This window comes from Stomatobaculum longum, from assembly GCA_000242235.1.
GTDB classification, from domain to species: domain Bacteria; phylum Bacillota; class Clostridia; order Lachnospirales; family Lachnospiraceae; genus Moryella; species Moryella longum.
On record JH590863.1, the window covers coordinates 1 to 22,339 of the forward strand.

The following is a 22,339-nucleotide window of genomic DNA, read 5'->3' on the forward strand; positions in this document are numbered from 1 at the left end:
GTATCGGAGGCGCTCAAAGGTTCCCTCAGAATGGTTGGAAACCATTCGAAGAGCGCAAAGGCAGAAGGGAGCTTGACTGCGACACCGACGGGTGGAGCAGGTACGAAAGTAGGACTTAGTGATCCGGTGGTATAAAGTGGGATTGCCATCGCTCAACGGATAAAAGCTACCCTGGGGATAACAGGCTTATCACTCCCAAGAGTTCACATCGACGGAGTGGTTTGGCACCTCGATGTCGGCTCATCGCATCCTGGGGCTGAAGTCGGTCCCAAGGGTTGGGCTGTTCGCCCATTAAAGCGGTACGCGAGCTGGGTTCAGAACGTCGTGAGACAGTTCGGTCCCTATCCGGCGCGGGCGTAAGATATCTGAGAGGAGCTGTCCTTAGTACGAGAGGACCGGGATGGACTGACCACTGGTGCACCGGTTGGGGAGCAACCCCATGGCCGGGTAGCCAAGTCGGGACGGGATAAACGCTGAAGGCATCTAAGCGTGAAGCCCCCCTCAAGATGGGATATCTCATGCGAAAGCGGTAAGACCCCTTGAAGACGACAAGGTAGATAGGAGAGAGGTGTAAGCGTGGCGACACGTTCAGCTGACTCTTACTAATCGGTCGAGGGTTTAACCAAAGGGTTTGGGAAAAGAGATGAATAGATAAAAGTTCTGTGTGCGATTTTCAGGGTGTAAATATTCCTTGTTAGCTCAGTCGGTAGAGCACGCGGCTGTTAACCGCGGTGTCGTTGGTTCGAGTCCAACACGAGGAGCTTAATATGGCGACATAGCCAAGTGGTAAGGCGTGGGTCTGCAAAACCCTGATCACCGGTCCGAATCCGGTTGTCGCCTCTCGCGAAACCGGTCCGAAGGGCCGGTTTTTTTGTTGCAAAAAAACCGGAAGAATCTATAATAAATCTTGGATGTACGAGGTCCAAACCAAGAAAAGAGGATATGAAAATGGCGGGAGTGCTGGAAATGAAGCGCGTCTACGAACCCGCAGCGCCGACGGACGGCTGCCGGATTCTGGTGGACCGCTTGTGGCCGAGAGGTATCTCCAAGGAACGGGCGGCACTGACGCGCTGGGACAAGGAGATTACGCCGTCACCGGACCTCAGAAAGTGGTTCGGGCATGAGGAGGAGCGCTTTGCTACCTTCTCGGAACTCTACCGGAAGGAACTGGATGCCAATCCGCGGGGCGAGGCGTTTGTGGATTACATCCGGGATACGCTGAAGACCGAAAATGTGACCTTGGTTTACGGCGCAAAAAGCCCGACCTGCAACCATGTGCTGATCTTAAAGGACTGGGTAGAGAAGCGTTTGTAAAAGTCCTCGTGCGGCAGACAGATTCGAAAGAAACAGGCGAACAATAAAATAAAGAAACGTAGTGCACTTTTCTCAGGAGGAAAAAAGCATGGAACACATGAAGAACGTAAAGTCGGTGACAGTGGCAGCCTTACTTGTGGCGCTCGCGGTGACGCTCAAGTTTTTGAAAATTGCGATTACGCCGACATTGGAGTTCAGCTTCGCCTTTCTCGCCAACGCGAGCGCAGGTTTTCTGTTCGGACCCTTTGTGGCCGGAACGGTCGGCGCACTCTCGGATCTGCTCGGCTATGTGGTGCGTCCCACGGGGCCCTTCTTCCCCGGCTTTACACTGAACGCGATCATCAACGGCGTGGTCTACGGCCTGATTCTCTATCGGAAGCCGGTGTCGATGCAGCGTGTCGTCATTGCCCGCCTGATTAACACTGTATTGATTAGTTTCCTGTTGAATCCGATTTGGCTGTCCATGATGTACGGCAAGGCGCTGCATCTCCTGGTCAAGACGAGACTCATCAAGGCAGCGATTCTCTTCGTGCCGGAGTGCATCCTGCTCTATGCGATTCTGAAACTTGTCAAGCGAATCGCGAGCGATTCCGCGCTGTTGCCGCAAAAGAGCGCGTCTTAAGCATCCGTTATATCGTTGAGAACAACCGCAGAGAGGCAGAGTCATTGCTTCTCTGCGGTTTTTATTTTGGCAAAGCGCAGGTGACAGTGCCGCAAAGGAGCCTTCCGAAGATTCGAATTTCACGGTGTTCCGAACAGTCTCGAAGGGCAGATGATTGCTTCTCAGGGGGGCTTTAGCACAGCACAGAGACATGACGCTGTTGCCGCAAAAGAGCGCGTCTTAAGTATCCTGTTATATCGTTGAGAACGACCACAGAGAAGCAGAGTTACAGTCTCTCTGCATTTTTTGTTTTTGTAAAGTACAGGCAATGCGGCGCTATCTCCGCAAAAGAACGATTCTGAAAATTCGGACTTCACCGCGTTCCGAACAGTTCCGGAGAGGTAGTTTCATTGCTTTTCGGAGAGGGTGTTTTAGCAAAGCGCAGGCGGCAAGCCTTTTTCTACAGAAGGGAAGCTCATAAGCCGGAGTATCCTATCAAGAAGCGAAGCAGGACAAAAAGAGTGTCGGAAAACCCTGTGACGCGGTAGAACGGCATCAAAAAAGTCGCACGGGGTGTCGCGGGACAACCTGTGTCGCAACCGGGTTTTGAGGCGGTTTTGTATGCAATATAAGGGAATGGTAAAAAAGGAAGCGTTTCCGCCGCTTGCAATCTACGGCGAGAGCGTGTATAACGGAACAACATGCAGTTGGATTGACGCGTTTTCGGTCAGTCCTGTTTTTTTATCGTTATTTTGGGGGATACAGTATGACAACGAAAAAGAAAGGAAGTGCAATTGTTGATATGACGGTCGGAAGCCCGACCGCATTGATTTTGGGATTTGCGATTCCGATGTTGCTCGGCACCTTGTTTCAGCAATTTTACAGCATGGCGGATACCGTCATTGTAGGACGCTTTCTGAGTGTTCAGGCGCTTGCGGGCGTCGGCTCGACAGCGGCCATTAACTTTCTGATCAACGGCTTTGTGATCGGCATGTCCTCGGGCTTCGCGATTCCGGTCGCACAGCGCTTCGGCGCGCGGGACTATGTGGATATGCGGAAATTCATCGCGAATACGATTTGGCTCTCGCTGATCTTCTCCGTAGCGGTGACGGGGCTTGTGGCGCTCTTAACAAAGCAGCTGCTCATTCTGACGCAGACGCCGGAGGACATTCTGCCCTATGCGTATCAGTATATCTTCATCATCTTCCTCGGGATACCGACCACATACCTCTACAACGTGACGGCGAGCCTGATTCGCGCACTGGGTGATTCCAAGACGCCGGTCTATTTTCTGATTCTCGCCTCCGTCGTGAACATTGTCCTCGATTTTGTGTCGATTGTCGGCTTCGGCTTCAGTGTGAACGGCCCGGCGCTCGCGACAGTCTTCTCGCAGGCGGTATCCGGAATCTGTTGCATCTTCTACATGCGGAAAAAGTTCCCGCTGCTTCGCTTTGCGCCGCGGGAGATGCAGTTTGATGCGCGGAAATGCCGGATTCTACTTTCAATGGCACTGCCGATGGGGCTGCAGTATTCCATCACGGCAATCGGCTCCGTCATTTTGCAGAGCGCCGTCAATATGCTTGGCACGGTGACGGTCGCCTCGGTGACGGCGGGTCAGAAAATCAGTATGTTCTTCTGCTGCGTCTACGATGCGCTCGGTGCGACGATGGCGACCTATGCGGGACAGAATGTCGGCGCGGGCAAGTTACAGCGCGTGCAGGACGGCGTCTATGTCGCGACCAGAATCGGCATTGCCTACGGCCTGCTCGCCTTCCTGATTTGCTTCCTGTTCGGCAATCAGCTGCCGCTGCTCTTTCTCTCGCCGGATCAGACGGAGATTGTGCGGCAGGCGCGTCTCTTCCTGCTCGCAAATTCCGCGTTCTATGCTGCACTCGCCGTCGTCAATATATGGCGCTTTACGATTCAGGGCATGGGATACTCCGGCTTTGCGATTCTTTCGGGCGTCTCGGAGATGATTGCGCGCACCCTGGTCGGTTTTATCGGTGTTCGCTTCTTTGGTATCTACGCGGTATTCTTTGCCTCGCCGCTTGCCTGGCTCTCGGCGGACTGCTTCCTGATCCCGGCCTTTCACCACTGCCTGCGGAAACTGCGCCTGTTAATCGGCATTCGGGAGGACTGAGCATTCATAGTTTGTTCATGATTTCTTTGAAAAAGAGTTACAAGTCGCACATGAATTCATCACGACTCTTCGCTATCATATAGACATAGCAAGCGGGAAACCGCGAACATCTTTTTTTCATATACTGGCCGGGGGCGAAAGCACCCGGCCTCCTCCCTTTTTACGGCTCTCTTCGCACAGGCGACGGGAGCCGTTTTTATATGAAAGAGCGTTATAAGACAAAAAGGAGTTATAGGGCAAAAAGAGAGTTATAGGACAAAAAGAGTTTGATAGAAAGCCCTGCAACGTCGGCAGAATGAAGCGCGGAGGAACTTTTATCTTCTTTGAAACAAGATAAAGGGCGATGGAAGGCCTTGTATGAAATGCGGGCGGAATAAGGCCGGAACTTAGCGGTGGCACCGCAATACCTGCTCAGTGAGGATTACAACCGAGTTTGTGTTTGCGAAAAAACAGATGAGGAAAATTCAATTCCGACATGAGGGGATGTGAGCACAGGGAACTGATACCGGCTCTTTTTGTCTGTTTCGCTCATGTTTGAACCGGATGACAGTAGATGAGAGCGGTCAGCGTAGACCGACGCATGAACGCCTTGTCAAGGCGAGAAATTTGCTGATGCGATTGCTTCGCTACGGGACCTAATTGACATACATACGAACAATCAGATTGAAGGGGGGAATGCAAGACGCAGGGCCATGCCGATAGATTGTAGAGGTCTAAACATAGAGAGACGAATAAATCCGTTTTCGGCAAAGGAACTGTGAAAGGGAATGTACGCGGAAGAACCGGCGAGTGTTCGGAAATAAAAAAGCACTGCTCTCAAAGAGAATAGTGCTTTTTCGTGCGTTATCGGGTGCTTATTCCCGACCGTCCCAGCAATAGGTGCAGAGCTTGTCGCGGTCGATGCCGACAGCCTTGATGAGGTCGTCGAGGCGGTTATAGCGGAGGGTTGTGAAGTTCAGCTGCTTGCAGATCACATCGAGCATCGCCTGATAGCGCTCGGAGTCCGGATTTGCGTAGTCGCTCAGGACTTCACGGCTCACATTCTCGCCCTCGGCGTCGCGAATCATGCGCCGCGTGATGAGCTCCATCTCGCCGGTCGAGCGGGAGAAGTTCAGATACTTACATCCGAAGAGCAACGGCGGGCAGGCGGGGCGCACATGAACTTCCTTTGCGCCGCTCCGGTACAGGAACTCCGTGGTCTCGCGGAGCTGCGTGCCGCGGACAATCGAATCGTCGATTAAGAGGAGGCGCTGTCCCTCAATGAGCTCATGCACCGGGATCAGCTTCATCTTTGCGATGAGATCGCGCTTGTCCTGGATGGTCGGCATGAAGGAGCGCGGCCAGGTCGGCGTGTACTTGATGAAGGGACGCGCAAACGGGACGCCGGACTCATTCGCATAGCCGATGGCGTGTGCGGTGCCGGAATCTGGGACACCGGCGACCGAGTCAATCTGGTCGTGGGTCATATGGTCGCGCTTTGCGAGCTCCTGGCCGCAGCGCACGCGCATGGCCTCGACGGACACACCCTCGTAGGAAGAAGACGGATAGCCGTAGTAGACCCAGAGGAAGGTGCAGATGCGCATTTTTTTGCCGGGGGCGGAGAGCGTCGTGACACCCTCCGGCGTCATCACGGCAATCTCGCCGGGGCCGAGCTCGCGGAAATCCTCGTAGCCGAGGTTCAGATAGGCGAAGCTCTCGAACGAAGCGCAGAAGCCCTCGTCCTTTCTGCCGATGACAATCGGCGTTCTGCCGAGTTTGTCGCGGGACAGGTAAATGCCCTGCGGGGTCAGGAGCATAATGCTCATGGAGCCGTCAATCATTTCCTGCGCATAGCGGAGGCCGTCAATCAGGTTGTCCTTCCGGTTAATCAGAGAGGCAACGAGCTCCGTCGGGTTGATGATACCGCCGCTCATCTCGAGGAAGGAAGAGCCGTTGTTCTTTAAAAGCTCATCCGAGAGAACATTCAGGTTGTTGATGCGACCTACGGTTGTGATTGCGTAGGTGCCGTGGTGAGAGCGCACAATGAGGGGCTGCGCCTCATAGTCCGAAATACATCCGATGCCGAGATTGCCGTGCATTTGCTTGACATCGTCCGCAAACTTGGTGCGGAACGGGCTGTTCTCAATGTTGTGAATGGAACGGTCGAAGCCGTCCTTTCCGTAAACAGCCATGCCGCCGCGGCGGGTGCCGAGGTGGGAGTGATAATCCGTGCCGAAGAAGAGATCAAAGACACAATCTTCCTTGAGTGCCGATGCAAAGATACCGCCCATAGGACCTTCCTTTCAAAGTGCGCATACATGATACCAAAGACTTCGTGAAAATCATAATCGATTCAAGTGGTGAATGCAAGGCGCGGGTGGCGGAAACAGTGCCGGTTTTTGGGTAGAGACAAGCGGAAAACAAGTGAAAAAAGATATGGTTTGCACATAGGTATGCAGAGTGGACGCATTTTTTCACGAAAGTGAGCGCAGGAAAACAAGCCATGTCGATTGACAGCTGTCGGGCGGGGGCTCAGTGGCGAAGGCTGGTAATTCGGACAGAGACATATTAAAATAGAAAAATACTATCGCGCAGGAGGAGATCATTTGAACATTCATCAGAAAATTGCAGAGGAACTCGGCGTCCGGACAGAGCAGGTTGACGCAGCGGTGCAGCTGATTGACGAGGGCGCGACCATACCCTTCATTGCCCGCTACCGGAAAGAAGTGACCGGCTCGCTGGACGATGAACAGCTGCGCACCCTTGATACGCGGCTCACCGCACTTCGCAATCTGGAAGAGCGCCGCGAAAAGATACGCGCGGCGATTACGGAGCAGGGGAAGATGACGGAGGCGCTCGGCGCGCAGCTTGATGCGGCGGAGACTCTGGTGCAGCTCGAGGACATCTACCTCCCCTACCGCCCGAAGCGCAGCACCCGCGCTACGGTGGCCATAGAGCGCGGCTTAAGCGAACTCGCAGATCTCATCTGGGCGCAGAAGACCGAGAAGAGTCTCGAGGAAGAGGCCGAGCGCTTCATCTCCGAGGAGAAGGGCATCGGTACTGCGGCACTCTGCATCCAGGGCGCTCTGGATATACTCGCGGAGCGCTTTTCCGACGCGCGCGTCATTCGAAGCTACGTGCGCGACACGACCAAGCGGGGCGGTCAGCTCTGCGCGGCGCGGCGCGAGCAGAAGGGCAGCGCGGAGAAGCAGAACGAAGCCGAGAAGGAGAGAGAGAAGCGGGCGGTCTACGAGACCTACTATGACTTCCGCGAGCCTCTGATGAAGGCGACCGGCTACCGCGTGCTCGCCATGAACCGCGGCGAGAAGGAAAAGATTTTGCGGGTCTACATCGAGGCACCGAGTGAGGAGATTCTGGCGACCCTCCGCGGCCGCCTGATTAAGGCAGAGAATAGGAACACTGCCGAGGCGATGGACCGCGCGATTACGGACAGCTACGCGCGTCTCATGGCGCCTGCGGTGGAGCGCGACATTCGGAACGAGCTCACCGAGGCGGCGGAGACGGGCGCCATTGAGGTGTTCCGGAAGAACCTGCATCAGCTGCTCATGCAGCCGCCGATTGCGGGCGAGGTGGTGCTCGGCTGGGACCCGGCCTTCCGCACGGGCTGTAAGCTCGCGGTCGTGGACGAGACCGGCAAGGTGCTGGACACTGCGGTGGTCTACCCGACCATGCCGACCAATGAGAAGAAACAGCGCGCGGCGGCGGAGAAGCTGCGAGAGTTTATCGAGAAGTACGGTGTGACCCTGATCTCGATCGGAAACGGCACGGCTTCCCGCGAGTCCGAGCAGTTTGTCGCGGAGGTCTTAAAGAAGCTTCCGCAGAAGGTCTCCTATGTGATTACGAACGAGGCTGGCGCTTCGGTCTACTCCGCGAGTGCGCTTGCGACCGAGGAGTTTCCGGAGTTCGATGTGGGACAGCGCAGTGCGGCCTCGATTGCGCGCCGCGTACAGGATCCGCTTGCGGAGCTCGTGAAAATTGACCCGAAGTCCATCGGCGTGGGGCAGTATCAGCACGACATGGAGCAGAAGCGTCTCGGTGAGGCGCTGGAGGGCGTGGTCGAGGACTGCGTGAACGCGGTCGGCGTGGATTTAAACACGGCTTCGGCCCCTCTGCTCCGCTATATCTCCGGCATCACGAAGACCACGGCAAAGAATATTGTGAGCTACCGCGAAGAGAACGGCAAATTCAAGAACCGGAAGGAGCTCTTAAAAGTCTCGAAGCTCGGGCCCAAGGCGTTTGAGCAGTGCGCGGGCTTCTTAAGGATCAGCGGCGGCGAGAACCCGCTCGATGATACCGGCGTGCACCCGGAGAGCTATGCGCTCGCGAAGGCCATTCTCGATGCGGCGGGGGAGAGCGAGGAGAAGCTTCGAGAGGGTCGTCTCAGCTTTAAACTCAATAAGGCAAAGCGAAAGGCGCTCGCGGAGCAGCTCTCGGTCGGCGAGGTTACGCTCGAGAGTGTCGAGAAGGAACTCACGACGGCGCGGCGCGATCCCCGCGAGGACATGCCGAAGCCCATCTTAAAGAGCGATGTGCTGCAGATTGAGGATTTGAAGCCCGGCATGATACTTCGCGGCACCGTGCGAAACGTCATTGACTTCGGCGCCTTTGTGGACATCGGCGTACACCAGGACGGCCTCGTGCACATCTCCCGCATGAAGAAGGGCAAGTTCGTGAAGCACCCCTCGGAGGTCGTGAAAGTCGGCGACGTTGTCGAGGTCAAGGTGGTCGAGGCCGATGTCAAGAAGCAGAGAATCGGGCTGTCGATGATACTGGGCTGAGAAAAGGTTCGCCCGATAGGATTGAACCGGGACAATCATACAGGGGCGATAAAAAAAACACATAAAAGATTGCCTTTTCTTGAAAAAATGAGGTATATAGTAATATTAGTATATAGAGCTTCTTAGGAAGTCTCGCCGGGGAGCATCATTCTTTGGCAGTCCGCGGATAGAGCAGACGCGGCGTAGAAGCAGGACCGGTCACCGCCGTGTGAAGTGTAGTGACAGAGTATGTCGGCACAAGTGGGGAAGGTTATATGTTAAATGGCCTTTTACGGAGGGAACTGTTATGTCAAATTACAAGACCTTGCACCGTCTCTTTGTGCTTCGCATTGCGTTTGAACTGTTGGTTGCGCTGTTGGTTGTAGTAACTTTTCTTTCAAAGCGTTATTTTTCACAGTTCGGAATGTTTTTTCTGATTGCTTTGCTGTCTGCAGGGGCGCTTTGGCTGGTTTTCTATTTCATTCAGGTTCGAACGGACAGAGAACATCTGTTGAATCATAAGCGCCTGCAGGCGTTGCGGGAGACGGATACAGACCTGTATCGTCTGCAGCGCTTTTACCTGACCAGGGTGATTCCGGCAGAGCGTCTTGTTTTGGGAATTGCAGCGATACTCGGCATTGCGCAGTTTCATATGTCATGAGAGGAGTTGTATGGTGCTGGGCGTGCTGATTATCTCCTTGGCTGTGGCGGAAGTACTCGCGTCAAAGCTGTTGTCAGAGCTGCCGCTTTTGCAAATTGCGGCAGGCTTGGGAATACTCTGGCTCATCGGTAGCTTACTGATATGCCGTATGGACAGCGAGCGGTTGCTCCGTTCCGAGCGGGCGCAGAAGTTACAGGAGGCGGATGCCGCGTTATACTGTCTGCACCGCCTTGAAGAGAAGCTGCTTTCGAAGGCGGAATTCGGCATTTTGATGGCTGCCTTGTTGTTTATGCTTGTACGGCAGCGCCTGGGGTGAGCGCACGAACCGGGAAAACAGAAGAAAAAAGAGCTTGTCATCCGGCGGATGACAAGCTCTTTTTCGCTTTCATGGCACAGCTTCAGTGAAAAACGCAATCAGCGAATTTCCTGCTGCGCCGCGAGGAGGCGGGACAGGACTTTCACAATCAGGGTGCTCACGATGCCGCTCACCACGACTTCGATCACGCCCTGCAGGCCGACCAGAAGCACAATGAAGGCGAGGGGATTGGTCGCGTGGAGTGCGCTCGCAAGGGCCTGAATCGGCTCGGTTTGATAGAAGAAAAGAACCATGTAGCCCATGAAGAAAATCGTGTTCGTGAGGGGCGCTGCAACGGCGCCGATCAGGAAGGAGAGATTTTTCCGCTTGCTCGCGCCGAGCACCAGGCGGAAAATCCAGGCGGTGCAGAGCCCCACGAGGATGCGCATGGTCACACAGAGCATAAAGGTGTGGAATACACTGAACTGCAGAAGCGCGAGGCCGAGCGGCGAAGTTCCGCTCACGCACTCATAAAATGCGGTGATGCCGAAGACAGCGCCGGTCACGGCGCCCGCGAAGGGTCCGAGCAGGATGGCTGCGACCGCAATCGGGACCGTTAAGAAGGACATCGACAGCGGGCCGATGGGGACGGAGCCGAGGCCGACTAACTTCATCACGAGTTCAATCGCAACGAGGAGAGCAAGTTGGCTCAGGTAGAGAATACGGTTTTTGGGTGTATACATAGTTGTCCTTTCTGTCGTTCTCTCGGAGATACGACGAAACAAGATGTGCGGACGCTGCCGCGGGTTCCGCTCCGGAGAGCCGCAGTTCCCTGCTGCCGAAGGTGCGGCGGGAATTGTGCCGAAGCAGGCTTATTATAGCACGAAACGGCAGGCTGAAAAGACCGGAAGCTTGCAAGTCGCAATCGGAATTCGCTATAATGCAGACTGTATGGTTCTTACACGGAAAGGATAGTCTATGAAACGTGGGTTGGTCATGGAAGGCGGCGGCATGCGCGGGCTCTTTACCGCGGGTGTCACGGATGTCTTCTTGGAAAATAAAATTGTCTTTGAGGGCGCCATCGGCACGTCCGCGGGCGCTGTGTTCGGTTGCAACTATAAGTCCAATCAGCCGGGGCGCGTGCTCCGCTATAACTTAAAATACGGCGCGGACCCGCGCTACGGCTCGCTCCGATCCCTCTTACTGACAGGCGACTTCTATAACAAGGATTTTGCCTATCGCGAGGTGCCGTTTGAAAAGTTCCCTTTTGACACGGAGACCTTTCAAAAGAATCCGATGGAGTTCTATGTGGTCTGCACCGATGTGGAGACCGGGAGGCCCTTTTACTACCGCTGCGAGAAGGGCGATGCCCACGATGTCGAGTACATGCGCGCTTCGGCCTCGATGCCGCTGGTGGCGCGGATTGTCGAGGTGGACGGGCATAAGCTCTTGGACGGCGGTATCACCGATTCGATACCGCTGAAAAAGATGTTGAGTCTCGGCTATGAGAAAAACGTGGTGATTCTGACACGCCCCAAGGGCTACCGGAAGGAACGCGGTGCCTCCGGGACCATCGTCGGGGTAGCACTGAAAGGCTATCCGCGCGCCTCCCTTGCGATGAAGATGCGCCACCTCACCTACAACCAGAACATACGCTTTGTCGAGGAAGAGGCGGAGCGCGGGCGGGCGCTCTTAATTTACCCCCGGGAGGAGCTCGGCATAAGCCGCATTGCGAGCGATCCCGGCGAATTGATGCGTGTCTATGAGCTTGGGCGCGGCGCGGGCTTACGTGCGCTGGAGCGAGTCCGTGCCTACCTCGGGGAGTGAGAAGAACACCATATTCGCAGCCGCATAGCGAGCAATCCCGGCGAACGGATGCGCGTCTGTGAGCTTGGGCGTGGCGCGGGTCTACGTGCGCGGGAGCGGCACAGACATCTTATGGGTGTTTCGGCAGAAAAAGAATCGTTGTTGCATCCGCAGCGTGCCTGCAATCGAAGAACGGAAGAAGATCTCGGAAATATGATTTTTCGCCGAGTTATGCTATACTTTCCTCTGTGAGTTTTCGCTAAATAAAATAAGCCTTCTCTCGCCGAGAGGAGGATGGAAAGAGGAAAGTATGAAATGTAAGGTGGTACATGAGACCGGTGGTAGCCTCCGCGTAAAGATTCTGGGACGGCAGCTTTCTTACAAGGAGTACGAGGCTCTGCACGGGCTTCTCGAAAAGACGGAGGGCGTGCAGCGCATCCGCACTTACTGGGCGACCGGTAGCATTGCGCTGAATTTCCGCGGCGACCGGGAGCGACTGCTCGCGACCATACGCGGGATTTCCGAAGAGGATCTTGCGGCGGCGGTCGAAGAAAACCGTCGCGCTCTGGCAGAGCTCGGCAAGAAGGAAATCGAGCAGAATACGCCGGTCGACTTTGTCGACTTAAAGAAGTTAAAGAAGCAGGGCAAGAAGATGAGTTCCCTCTGGAAGCGGCGCTTAAACCGCCGCATTCTCATTGAGGCGGCCGCGGATATGCTACTCCCGGCGCCGGTTCAGGTGGCGTATCACGCCTACCAGATGCTGGTTTTACAGAGCCTCTGAGTGATTACCGCACGACGGCGACCTCGGTGACGCCGTAGCGAAGAAAGAGCGGAAGCAAGTCCGCCGAGAGGCGTTCGCCGCTCACTGCGAGCGGAACGGCGGGCGGGCAGGAAACCGTGGGCTGGCCGAGTATGCGCCCCACGGCCTCCGTGACCGGGACAGTCTCCTGCGGAGACAGCATGGCTTCCCGTATCGTTAAGACACGCGGCAGAGGAATAAGACGAAGAGACGGCTCTTTTGCCGTCTCTTTTTTTGTCCAGAGAGCGGCTTCCTCGCGGTAGAGGGAGGCGATGCGGAGAAAATCCTCGGGCCGGTTTTCCGGGGTCAACATGAGCACCACGGCGGAGAGATCCGCGAATTCGACCTCCATCTGATGGGCGCGAAAGAGCGCCGCGACCTCCTCCCCCGAAAGAGCGCCGCTGCCGAGCACAAGTTTCAGCGGCTCGCTTGCACAGAGTTCCGCACCGAGGGTGCGCAGATAGTAGCTAAGCCCCTCAATGCGGCGTATGCAGGCATAGAGGCGGGCCGGGTAGTTGTCCGCGAGGTAGGCATTGCAGAGGTCAAGGGACTGTAAAATCAAATACGAGGGACTGGTCGAGGCAAAGAGCTCCATGGTGCGGCGCGCGGACGAACCGACTTCCGCGGCTGCCTCTGCACTGAAATGGAGGTAGGCGCCACCGGTCAGGACGGGCAGGGTCTTGTGCGCGGAGTCGCAACAGAGATAGGCTTCCTGATCCATGGGGTGCAGGGGCTCTTCGAGAAAGTGAAGGTAGGCCCCGTGGGCGTTGTCGACGAGGACGGGGACTGCTCCCTTGCCGCAGTGCGCATCGACCGCGCGAACAATGCCGCGGATGTCTGCGAGAAAGCCGAGGTAGTCGGGGCTCGTCAAAAAGACAGCGAAGGGCGGGCGCGGCAGGGTGCGTAACGCTGCGCATACCGAATCCGGGCTCGGGTGACAGGAGCAGACGCTGTCCAGCGCTGTGTCATCGGGATAAATCCAGGCAATGTCAAAGTCGAGGAGAGCTGCTGCGTAGAGGAGGCTCTTATGCGCGTTTCGCGCGGCGAGGAGGAGCGGGCGTTCGCCCGGGATGCGCGGTGCGCGGGAGAGCGCTAAGGCCAGCATGGTGCGGAGCGCAAGGCTGCTGCCTTCGGTTGAGTAGAGAGTCAGCGCCGTGCCGAAGAGGGCGGCCGCATTCGCCTCGCTCTCGCCTATGATGCCCGTGGCCTCCGAGAGCACATCCGCGCCGTGAATCTCCGTGATATCCCGCGCCTCAATGCCGTAGAGCGCCGCGCCGAAGGCGCTCTGTCCCTTGTGACCGGGCATGTGGAGACGGCTTCTCCCGGCGCGTATGTAATCGCTCACAAAGTCATAAATCGGTGTGTTCATCGGCGTTTCCTTCCTGCTTCCGTTAGGTATCGGTATCTTGTGTCTGTCCGCTTCAAAAGAGCCTTCGGTATTCCGAGATGCGTCCAGCAATTTGTGATTTGGAAGCGGCGTATCTGCGTGCCGTCATAGCGCCCGGGGTATCGACCTTCCGTTTGCTTGCTTCGCGCATTTCGTATCAGGGCTCTTTGATTTCAGCTCCCTGCTGTTTTGATTTTATCTGCGTGTTTGGTATCTCATTTCTCTCGGCAGAGAGCAGCGCCCCGCCGCGAAGCAAAGCCTTGTCTCCGTAGCGGGCGGAGATTGCGGCCTGCATTTCGCCGAGCTTTCTACGCTTTTCGGCTTGGGCCGCCGCCGCCGCGGCACGTTTTTCGGTCTCGGCTGCCTCCGCCGCAGCACAAGCTTCTGTTTCCCGCACTTCCGCAGCGCTTGGCAGGGAGAAGAGGGACAGCTGTTGATATTGCGGGTCTTCGAGGCGGGCGGCGCCGATCCCGACGAGGCGCAGGGCCTCCCGCTTTGAGAACAGACCGTCCTCGCCCTCCAAAAGGACAGAAAAGAGTTCGCGGGCGCTCGCCTCGAGCACTTCTTTTTCGTTGCTCGGGACAAGGAGGCGCTGCTGGCGCGTGTGGCGCTGAAAAGAGCTTGTTTTAGCGATAATCACGAGCGTCTCGGCGCGAACGTTTGCTTTTTTGAGGCGCGAGGAGAGTTCTTCCGCAAGTTCCGAGAGGAGGGGCGGGAGCTCGGTCGCCGCGTTGCGTTTCTCGATGTCTGTCGTTGTTGTGCGCTCCACAGAGTGGCTCTTTGCCTGCGGGCGCTCCCGCCGCACGGCGGAGTGGTTGATGCCGCGCGCGCTCTGATAGACGGCCTTCCCGGCACTCGGCCCCAGAATGCGCTGTAGGACCTCACAGGGCGTCGCAGCGGCTTCGCCTATCGTGTGAATGCCGAAACGCAGCAATTTTTCGGCGCTTTGGCCGCCGACTCCGAAGAGGGCGCGTATGGGGAGCGGGTAGAATTTGGCGGAGAGTTCCTCGGGCCAGAGCGTGTGGATTTTATCAGGCTTCTCAAAATCGCTCGCCATCTTGGCGAGGAGCTTATTTTCGCTGATGCCGACATTGACCGTGAAGCCGAGGGTCTCTCGGATTTCTGTCTGAATGGCCGCCGCACACGCGCGTATCGCGGCTTCTTCCCGCCTGCGGTCCGAGAAGCGCGCGCTCATATCGAGAAAGGCCTCGTCGATTGAAAACTGCTCCACCGCAGGACTGTGGCGGTTAAGAATCTCGAGAAAGGCAACGGATTTTCGGCGGTAATAGGAAAAATTCGAAGCGACCAGAACTAAGTTCGGGCAGAGGCGGAGCGCCGCGCTGACCGGTTCGCCGCTCTTCACACCGAGGCGTTTTGCGGGGATAGAGGCGGCTGTCACGACCCCGCGGCGCGAGGCGACATCGCCCGCAACGGCAGAGGGTATCGTTCTGAGGTCAATGCTGTCGGGATTTTGTTCAAGCCGCTCGAGTGCGCTCCAGGACAAAAACGCCGAGTTCACGTCAATATGAAAAACGATGCGGGACAAGCGAGACCTCCTTTCGAAAATTGAAAGACCCATGCGCCCTACTATGTGATGATATCACACTCGAATGCGAACGAATCGAGATGGCCCCCCCAAGAGTTTTGATGATGCCTGTGTTATGGCCGCGCTCGTAGTTGTCAATGCTGTCTTGCGTGTGATACGCGCGAATCATCCACGGCGAGAACGGTTTACGGACAATTGGTGATATTGCTACCGATACATAGCCGAATCATGATCCGTGGTTCGGAAGCGTGTCCGCAATTGCAGTTGTGGGCACCTTATTTTGTTTGTTTTTATGTCTCTACGCTAAGCCGCTTCTTCCGGCTGCGCAGCCGGTTCACAGTTGCACATGCATGTGCGGGCTCATTGCGGGGACCCATCACGCAAATCTTTGGTGTCCCCAGCTCTTTCGTGCGGAGCATTTGTCCGTATACCATCAATATGTTCAAAGAGATCCGGCTTTATATCTTTTCTCATGGGATCAAGTATGAAGTCGACGCCTTCTCTTCTGGCTTGTTTTGCTGCCGGCACAAAGTCACTGTCTCCGGCAATCAGAATAATTCTGTCGACCTGCTTCTTGAAGGCCACAGAAGAGATGTCAACGCCAATCATCATATCGACGCTCTTTTGTTTGATTTCCAATGTGAAGTCGGCTTCTGTCAACTGATCGACAGTCAAAGTGCGGTTCATGAGGCGCTTTAAGGATTTTTCGCGCAAGGTATAGAAAGCTTGTTCGCTGGCGAGATAACCAAGGCGAAGGGCAAATTTTCGTTGGTGGCGAAGTTCCTGATAGAAATCGTTTGACCACTTGAAAGTGTCGCTTTTGCCAAGATCAACGGTGCGCTGTAAAAGAGGATGAAAAATACGGCGTGAAGAAGGCTGTGCGTCGTAATAGAAAATGCGGTACAAGCTCATACGGTCCGGTTCGCGTCCATTTTTCGCAATGTGCTGCTTGCAATAGTTATAGAGTTCCGCAGCGCGTTGTTCGGGATGCTTTTCGCCCCAAAAATGATAAGCGCGACGGCGATAGAAAGCCCCGTCAATCATAATGGCTGTTCTGATCATAGAATCCTCCTCTTTTTAGACACAAAAAAACACCCCTAGGCTCTCCCGGTCCCTGATAATGGGGGGGTACTACTAGGGGTGTACTTTTATTGCCGAAGTGTATCGGTACCCACATAGTAGCACGCCTTGAATCAGAGGGCAAGAAGTTTACAAAAAGTATACAGAATACCCACCCACCCCCGCGTATGCGGGGAATGCGTAAACTGGGAAAATTAGGATTACCCCTGCGCGTGCGGGGAGTGCTCTATTTGTCCGAATCCGAAACAAAGTCTATGCTGCCTTTATAGTATAGGCGCTCCCAGTGTCGGTTAGATTAGGCCCCGGCGGTGTCTTCTGTTTCACCGGCAAGGAAGTGCCGGAACTGCGTAAGGAAAAGAGATCGGGTGGCTTCATCGACGGAAAAGAAAGCTTTTCCGATATGGAACTCAAGCTCTGTGGCTCCGTTGCGTTTCTCAATGTCTGTCGTTGTTGTGAGCTCCGCCGAGTGGCTCTTTGCCCCGGGGCGTTTGCGGAGACCAGCACAAGTCCGGGACAGGCACTGCGGGCGCAACTCACGGGCTGGCCGCTGTGTACGCCGCAGCGTTTGGCGGGAATCGAGGCTGCTGTCACGACGCCGTGGCGCGAGGCGACATCGCCCGCGACGGCAGAGGGGATGGTTCTGAGGTCAACGCTGTCCGGATTCTGTTCGAGCCGCTCGAGCGCGCTCCAGGACAGAAACGCCGAGTTCACGTCAATATGAAAAACAATGCGGGACAAGCGAGACCTCCTTCCGAAAATTGAAAGACCCAGGCGCCTTACTATGTGATAGTATAGCAGGAGCGCGGGCAAAAGAACATGTGTTTCCGCCTGCGCCGGAGGAAACATGGGAAAGACTTACGTTTGGGATCACAAGATTCAGTATTACGAGACAGACCAGATGCAGATTGCGCACCACTCGAACTATATTCGCTGGTTTGAGGAGGCACGGACCGCGGCCATGGAAGAGGCCGGGCTCGGCTATGAGGAGATGGAGGCGGCGGGCGTGATTAGCCCCGTGGTTTCGGTCTCGGCGAAGTATCACATGATGTCCTGTTTTCCGGAGACACTCCGGATTGCGGTCGAAATTGCGGACTACAACGGTGCGCGCATGCGGCTTTGCTATCGGGTGACAGAGAAAACAAGCGGAGAGCTCCGCTGCACCGGAGAGAGCGAACACTGTTATCTCGATGCGGAACACAAACTCATCTCCTTAAAGCGGAGTAAGCCCGAAATTCATGCAATCCTGGACGCAATGAAGTAAGGGGAGACTTAAAGCCGGACAATTCACAATAGAAAACGCGGCGCGGGAGATAGTCCCGCGCCGCGTTTTACGTCGCTGTGAGCGCTTTTAAAGGCGCTTTAGTTCTTCTTCAATTCGTCCGCGAGCTGCTGCTCTTCTGCTGTGAGCTTCAGCTGGCCTGCCGCAACCGCAGCTGCCTTCTGCTGCTCAAGCTGAGCCGCTGCCTGGAGTGCCGCCGCTGCCTCGCCGGAGCTCGGGTCGGTCGGATCCCACTTCTGGTCGCGCGGAATCGGAACCTCGATTGCATCCTTCTCAACCGGTCCCTTGTTCCACGGGTCGTTGTAGATGTGAACCACGGTGCCGTTGCCGCAGTTCTTATAGACCCAGTAGGAGTAACCGGTCAGCAGGCGGAGGCAACCGCCGGACGCCGCGTCATCGATGTAGTTGAAGGTGATCGCATCCAGCTCAAGCTTTGCGCTGTAGTAGAGAATCGAGTGGATGATGAAGCCGTTGTAGAAGCGGTTTAAGTACTTGCAGTAGATGGCCGCCGGGACATCGTCGTGCATGTACTTGACATCGTACTTCGCGTAAATCTTATAGTTGCCCATCGGCGTATCCGGGCCGCTCGTCGAGTTGAAGGTCTTATAGGGGATGATGTAGCCGTTGTCGCCGTCCTTCGCCATGATGTACATGGTGCGGGTTCCCTGGTTGTAGTTGATCTGGTAGGAAGCCTGCGGTCCCATGATGGTCTCGAGGTCGGTCACGACGGAGCCGTCGTTGTTGAAGTAGTACTTGTAGCCGTCGACATAGTGCCAGCCGCGCGCCGGTTCACCGTCAATGAAGTAGTGCTGGACATTGTCGAGGAAGCCCCAGCCCGTGTACGGGGTGCCGCTGTGGGAGGAGTAGTGAACGCCAGTGCCGTCGCGGTAAGCGCCCTCATACTTGCCGACCATCAGGTTCTTCGAAGCATAGGGGAAGTGCTCGGTGTTGTGCCAGAAGCCCACGCGGATGCCGACAATGTAGCGGTCGGAGCCCATGGTACCGGTCGTCTGGCCGTTCTTTGCCCAGTCGAGGACGGTGCCGTCGTTCAGCATGACCTTGTAGTAGACATCGTTGTAGCGGTGCGCCATGCCCTTCACGCGAATCTGGATGGCCTGTACCTTTGCGCCGTCCTCGTTGTAGGGCGTAATTTCCTTCGAAGCCGCCCACGGGCTCCAGCCGTGCTGATCGGTGTAGACGCGGTAGTACATGCGTGCAATTCCGGAGTGAATCATGTAGAACTTCGAGAAGCCGTTCGCCGAGAAGAGACCCTTGCCCGGGTTATTGGTCGCGGTGTCGTCGATTACATTGCCGGCCGCATCGCGCATCTGGTAGGTCGCAATCTGCACCTGGTTTAAAACCGGGTCCGCCGGGGTGTTGCCGGTACCGAGTGCCTCAAAGCCCGCATTCTCGAAAATCGAGGAGAGGTCATCGCGCCCCGGATTGCCCGCAAAATCCACGCTGCCCGGCAGACTGTAGTCGGAGTTCACCGACTTCTCGGTCGCCGTGTAGGTAGCGGTGTACTGTGCGGTGCTGGACGGGAACTTCGCGTCCGGATTGGTTGCATCGGAGGCAGGGCTCGGGTTTTGCGATTGCGCTGCGTTCTGGGTTTCGTCGAGGCTCGTCGCCTGGCCGCCGATCTCAGGCTGGCCGGCCGAGGTCTGCGCCTCGGTCTCGGTCGAGGCGGGAGCGGAAGTCTCTGCGCCGGTGCCGGTGGATGTCGCTGCCGGTGCGGAAGTTGCGGCAGCCGCGCTGCTCTGGCTGCCCGTGCCCTCCGGTGCGGTGAGCTGCGCCTCGCTGCTTGCGGAAGTGCTGTAAGCGGCAGGGTTTGCGCTGTGTCCGGACACCTTTGCGAAGGCGGGGACAGGTGCCTGTAAGGTCATTGAGGCAGAGAGCACTAGGGCCGCGCCTCGTTTCAGATTTAATTTCATACCTTGGGATACCTCCTGAAATCAGAGTCAATTCATACAGTTGAGAAGCAGGGCTGCCACAGTGTGCGGAACAGCCCGCGATGCGCAGAGCGCAACATAGAACTCATAATATCTTAACATATTGCGTCAACCGCCGCAGTGAAAAAACGGTGTTTAATCCTGACGGTTTTCTTACAGTTTAAGCTTTTCTCAGTCCGGATAGCGAAGCTGCGACGGCCGCGGTGCGTTCAGGGCGCGCTCCAGGTAGCGGCGAGCCTCCCATTTTGCCATCGGCAGGTTCATGTCGAGGTAGTTGCCGCAGTCGCGTGCGGCCGCACCCGGGACCTCGCCCGTGAAGTTCGTGACAAAGCGGAAGAGTTCACGGAGCAAAGGCAGAATGTCGGCGGGCTCATAGTCGCCGCGGAGCAGGAGATAAAAGCCGGTGCGGCAGCCCATGGGGCCGAAGTAGAGGACGCGTGCACCGAAGTCCGCGTGGTTCCGGAGGAAGGTCGCGCCGAGATGTTCGAGCGTGTGGACTTCCGCGGTATTCATGACGGGCTCCTTGTTCGGCGCAGTCATGCGGAGATCGAAGGTGGTGACCGTCTCGGGGCCGACCGCATCTTTCCGGGATACATAGACGCCGGGTTCCAGGTTCAGGTGATTGACAGTAAAGCTCGTGATTTTTTCCATATGCAGCCTCCTCTTGCGGGCGCCGTGCCGGCGCGGTTCGCTCCCCGATTGACATTCTTGATAGTTATGGTAAAGTTTTAGCCTAACACAGTAAAATTCGGAATGCAAGCGCAGTGCGCGGAAGGATGGGAATATCGATGGAAACAAGAGAAGTGAGACGTATATTGGTGACGGCAATCGGCTCGTTTGCGGCACCCGCCGTGATCCGGGAGTTGAAGAAAGAGGGCTGTTATGTCGTCGGAACGGATGTCAATCCGGCGGAACTGCTCTCGGAGAGCACGGAAGTGCAGGCGTTTTATCAGCTGCCGCGCTGTGACGCGCGCGAGGAATATCTGCAGAAGCTCGGCGCGGTGATTCAGCGGGAACAGATTGACGGCATATTGCCGCTGACCGATGCGGAACTCGATGTGCTCGGCGCGGACACGGAGCAGCTCGGAGGCGCCCTTTTGCTCGCGCCGTCCGGGGAACTGCTGCAGCGTGCGCGCCACAAGAAGCAGAGCAAGGAGGCAGCGGAGGCGGTATTCCGCCGCGCGGGGAATGAGCGCTTTGTGACGATTCCGACCTTCCGCATGCCGCACCGCACGGAAGAGGAGAGAGAGCAGTGGCTGCTCCGCCACATGCCGCTCATCTTAAAGCCGGACAACGGCAGAAGCTCGGAGGGGGTATTCCGCATCGGAAACCGCGAGGCGCTGACGCGCGCGCTCCTCGAGCTTCGCATGCTCGGCCGGGCGGAGGGCTATCTCGCGCAGCCCTTTATCTCGGGTCGCGTGGTCTGTGTGGACACAATCCGGGACAGCGCAGGGCATACGCTCGCGCTCGCGCGGGAGGAGTATATCCGGACGCCGCGCGGGGCCGGTCTCTCGGTGCAGGTATTCCGGGACAGCGAGCTCGAGGCAATTTGCGGAGCGCTCGCGGCGGAACTCGGCGTCATCGGCTGCGTGAACTTTGAATTTATCAAGGATGCGGGTGGCAAGTATCATTTCCTCGAGTGCAACCCGCGCTTTTCGGGCGGCATCGGTTTTTCGGAGCGGGCAGGTCTTCCCGCCGTGCGGCTGCACCTCGGGGCTTGGCGCGGCGAGAGCATTCCGGAGGACATAACGGAGCGGATTACGCCCGGCTGGCAGGTTAAGAAATATATAGAAGTGGTAACAAAAGAGTGATATAGTAAAAAAGCGCAGTTATGCTTCTGCTGCGCTTTTTTGGCGAAGAGAAAACAAGACGCCAAGGGAGGAATATGGACGAGAAGAAGAAACGAAACAGGCATGTCGCGCTGATAGTCCTGATTTTGTTGCTTGGCATCGCAAACGGGAAGCGGCTCCAAGACCGGAGCGCACATATCAAGCGCTATGCGGAGATGCCGACGGCGGTTGCGGCCGAGACCAAGGCAGCGGAGACAACGGCGGCGGCAGGAGAAGAGAGCACGGCGGCAACTCTGCCGGAGCAGGATGCGGATGCGGCGCGCGTCATTGACTTTGCGGCGCTCAAGGCCAAGAATCCGGATGTGGTCGCATGGCTCTATGTGCCGGGTACCGATGTCAACTATCCGATTCTGTACCGCGAGGCGGACAACGAATATTATCTGCGCCGCGATATCGACGGCCGCGAGGGCTCGTATGACGGCGTTTTCCTGGACGGCGACGACGCCCCGGATTTTTCGACGCTCCAGAATCTGATGTATGGTCATCACATGAAAAACGGCACCATGTTCACGCCACTCGTCAATTTCAAGAAAAAGAGTTTCTTTGAGGCGCACCGAAGAGTGTATCTCTACACGCCGGAGCACACCTATATTTTAAAGCCGCTCGCCGCACTCTACACGGACGCGGGCGAGGATAAGCGCCGCATCGAGTTTTCGGACCGCCGGGAGTTCAATGCCTATGTGGATCAGATGACGAAGGGCTGCGAGTTCCGCGATTTGCCGGCGGAGGGCGTAGACAAACTGTTCTCGTTTGTAACCTGCTCCTATGAGTTTAACGACGCGCGCACCATCCTCTATTGTTACGAGGTGGATGCGGCGGGCAATCCGGTCAAACCGGCTGCCATCGAAAAGCAACCGTAACAGCAGGCAACATAA

19 protein-coding genes, 2 tRNA genes and 1 rRNA gene are annotated in these 22,339 nt (G+C 56.5%); 14 read left to right on the forward strand and 8 right to left on the reverse strand.

The annotated features are described in order from the left end of the window. The 6 genes from HMPREF9623_RS05805 to HMPREF9623_RS05830 form a co-directional block, all read left to right on the forward strand. Positions 1-626 (forward strand): 23S ribosomal RNA (locus tag HMPREF9623_RS05805); the annotation flags it as partial. Positions 627-688: 62 nt separating this feature from the next. Then, positions 689-761, forward strand: a tRNA-Asn gene (locus HMPREF9623_RS05810). Positions 762-769: 8 nt separating this feature from the next. Further along, positions 770-840, forward strand: a tRNA-Cys gene (locus HMPREF9623_RS05815). 108 nt (positions 841-948) lie between these two features. Continuing rightward, complete coding sequence (locus HMPREF9623_RS05820; protein ID WP_009532965.1) at positions 949-1,314, forward strand: DUF488 domain-containing protein; 366 nt, start codon at positions 949-951, stop codon at positions 1,312-1,314. Positions 1,315-1,402: 88 nt separating this feature from the next. After that, positions 1,403-1,936 (forward strand): folate family ECF transporter S component, encoded by a 534-nt coding sequence (locus HMPREF9623_RS05825; RefSeq protein WP_009532966.1) that lies wholly within the window; start codon positions 1,403-1,405, stop codon positions 1,934-1,936. Positions 1,937-2,681: 745 nt separating this feature from the next. Continuing rightward, positions 2,682-4,055: an MATE family efflux transporter gene (locus HMPREF9623_RS05830; protein WP_009532968.1), complete on the forward strand. Its 1,374-nt coding sequence runs from the start codon at positions 2,682-2,684 to the stop codon at positions 4,053-4,055. 854 nt (positions 4,056-4,909) lie between these two features. Here HMPREF9623_RS05830 and HMPREF9623_RS05835 read toward each other — a convergent pair. Continuing rightward, entirely contained in the window at positions 4,910-6,325 is a 1,416-nt protein-coding gene (locus tag HMPREF9623_RS05835) for an amidophosphoribosyltransferase (protein WP_009532969.1), read from the reverse strand. A gap of 315 nt (positions 6,326-6,640) precedes the next feature. Here HMPREF9623_RS05835 and HMPREF9623_RS05840 point away from each other — a divergent pair, with 315 nt between their 5' ends. From HMPREF9623_RS05840 to HMPREF9623_RS05850, 3 genes are all read left to right on the forward strand, one after another. Further along, complete coding sequence (locus HMPREF9623_RS05840) at positions 6,641-8,833, forward strand: Tex family protein (protein WP_009532970.1); 2,193 nt, start codon at positions 6,641-6,643, stop codon at positions 8,831-8,833. A 286-nt stretch (positions 8,834-9,119) separates the two neighbouring features. Next, positions 9,120-9,473 (forward strand): hypothetical protein, encoded by a 354-nt coding sequence (locus tag HMPREF9623_RS05845; RefSeq protein WP_009532971.1) that lies wholly within the window; start codon positions 9,120-9,122, stop codon positions 9,471-9,473. A 10-nt stretch (positions 9,474-9,483) separates the two neighbouring features. Beyond that, positions 9,484-9,789 carry a hypothetical protein gene (locus HMPREF9623_RS05850; protein ID WP_009532972.1) on the forward strand — a complete coding sequence of 102 codons (306 nt, stop codon included), beginning with the start codon at positions 9,484-9,486 and terminating at the stop codon, positions 9,787-9,789. A 98-nt stretch (positions 9,790-9,887) separates the two neighbouring features. Here the strand turns inward: HMPREF9623_RS05850 and HMPREF9623_RS05855 are convergent, their stop codons facing one another. Then, the gene (locus HMPREF9623_RS05855; RefSeq protein WP_009532973.1) at positions 9,888-10,511 is read right to left on the reverse strand and encodes an ECF transporter S component; all 624 of its coding nucleotides are present in this window, start codon (positions 10,509-10,511) and stop codon (positions 9,888-9,890) included. Between the two features lie 235 nt (positions 10,512-10,746). On the opposite strand from HMPREF9623_RS05855, the gene HMPREF9623_RS05865 reads away from it, so the two are divergent. Together HMPREF9623_RS05865 and HMPREF9623_RS05870 are read left to right on the forward strand one after the other, a co-directional pair. Further along, positions 10,747-11,595: a patatin-like phospholipase family protein gene (locus tag HMPREF9623_RS05865; RefSeq protein ID WP_009532974.1), complete on the forward strand. Its 849-nt coding sequence runs from the start codon at positions 10,747-10,749 to the stop codon at positions 11,593-11,595. A gap of 289 nt (positions 11,596-11,884) precedes the next feature. After that, on the forward strand, positions 11,885-12,355 hold the full coding sequence (locus HMPREF9623_RS05870) for a hypothetical protein (RefSeq protein ID WP_009532975.1): 471 nt from the start codon (positions 11,885-11,887) through the stop codon (positions 12,353-12,355). 4 nt (positions 12,356-12,359) lie between these two features. Here the strand turns inward: HMPREF9623_RS05870 and HMPREF9623_RS05875 are convergent, their stop codons facing one another. The 4 genes from HMPREF9623_RS05875 to HMPREF9623_RS12150 form a co-directional block, all read right to left on the reverse strand. After that, the gene (locus HMPREF9623_RS05875; RefSeq protein ID WP_009532976.1) at positions 12,360-13,742 is read right to left on the reverse strand and encodes an aminotransferase class I/II-fold pyridoxal phosphate-dependent enzyme; all 1,383 of its coding nucleotides are present in this window, start codon (positions 13,740-13,742) and stop codon (positions 12,360-12,362) included. A 175-nt stretch (positions 13,743-13,917) separates the two neighbouring features. Next, positions 13,918-15,306 (reverse strand): Y-family DNA polymerase, encoded by a 1,389-nt coding sequence (locus tag HMPREF9623_RS05880; RefSeq protein ID WP_009532977.1) that lies wholly within the window; start codon positions 15,304-15,306, stop codon positions 13,918-13,920. 360 nt (positions 15,307-15,666) lie between these two features. Then, complete coding sequence (locus HMPREF9623_RS05885; protein ID WP_009532978.1) at positions 15,667-16,368, reverse strand: NYN domain-containing protein; 702 nt, start codon at positions 16,366-16,368, stop codon at positions 15,667-15,669. A gap of 270 nt (positions 16,369-16,638) precedes the next feature. Beyond that, positions 16,639-17,232, reverse strand: coding sequence for a Y-family DNA polymerase (locus tag HMPREF9623_RS12150; RefSeq protein WP_083826778.1), 594 nt, complete (start codon positions 17,230-17,232; stop codon positions 16,639-16,641). On the opposite strand from HMPREF9623_RS12150, the gene HMPREF9623_RS05895 reads away from it, so the two are divergent. After that, positions 17,231-17,647, forward strand: a complete 417-nt coding sequence (locus HMPREF9623_RS05895) for an acyl-CoA thioesterase (RefSeq protein ID WP_009532979.1) — start codon at positions 17,231-17,233, stop codon at positions 17,645-17,647. The two genes, HMPREF9623_RS12150 and HMPREF9623_RS05895, sit on opposite strands and share 2 nt — an antisense overlap. Before the next feature lie 98 nt (positions 17,648-17,745). Here HMPREF9623_RS05895 and HMPREF9623_RS05900 read toward each other — a convergent pair whose 3' ends face one another. Further along, positions 17,746-19,596, reverse strand: a complete 1,851-nt coding sequence (locus tag HMPREF9623_RS05900; RefSeq protein WP_009532980.1) for a L,D-transpeptidase family protein — start codon at positions 19,594-19,596, stop codon at positions 17,746-17,748. Positions 19,597-19,785: 189 nt separating this feature from the next. Further along, positions 19,786-20,265 (reverse strand): S-ribosylhomocysteine lyase, encoded by a 480-nt coding sequence (locus tag HMPREF9623_RS05905; RefSeq protein WP_009532981.1) that lies wholly within the window; start codon positions 20,263-20,265, stop codon positions 19,786-19,788. 137 nt (positions 20,266-20,402) lie between these two features. Between HMPREF9623_RS05905 and HMPREF9623_RS05910 the strand changes: the two genes are divergently transcribed. Both HMPREF9623_RS05910 and HMPREF9623_RS05915 read left to right on the forward strand, forming a co-directional pair. Then, complete coding sequence (locus HMPREF9623_RS05910) at positions 20,403-21,425, forward strand: ATP-grasp domain-containing protein (protein ID WP_009532982.1); 1,023 nt, start codon at positions 20,403-20,405, stop codon at positions 21,423-21,425. A gap of 74 nt (positions 21,426-21,499) precedes the next feature. Continuing rightward, entirely contained in the window at positions 21,500-22,324 is an 825-nt protein-coding gene (locus tag HMPREF9623_RS05915; RefSeq protein ID WP_009532983.1) for a class B sortase, read from the forward strand. Positions 22,325-22,339 lie beyond the last annotated feature (15 nt).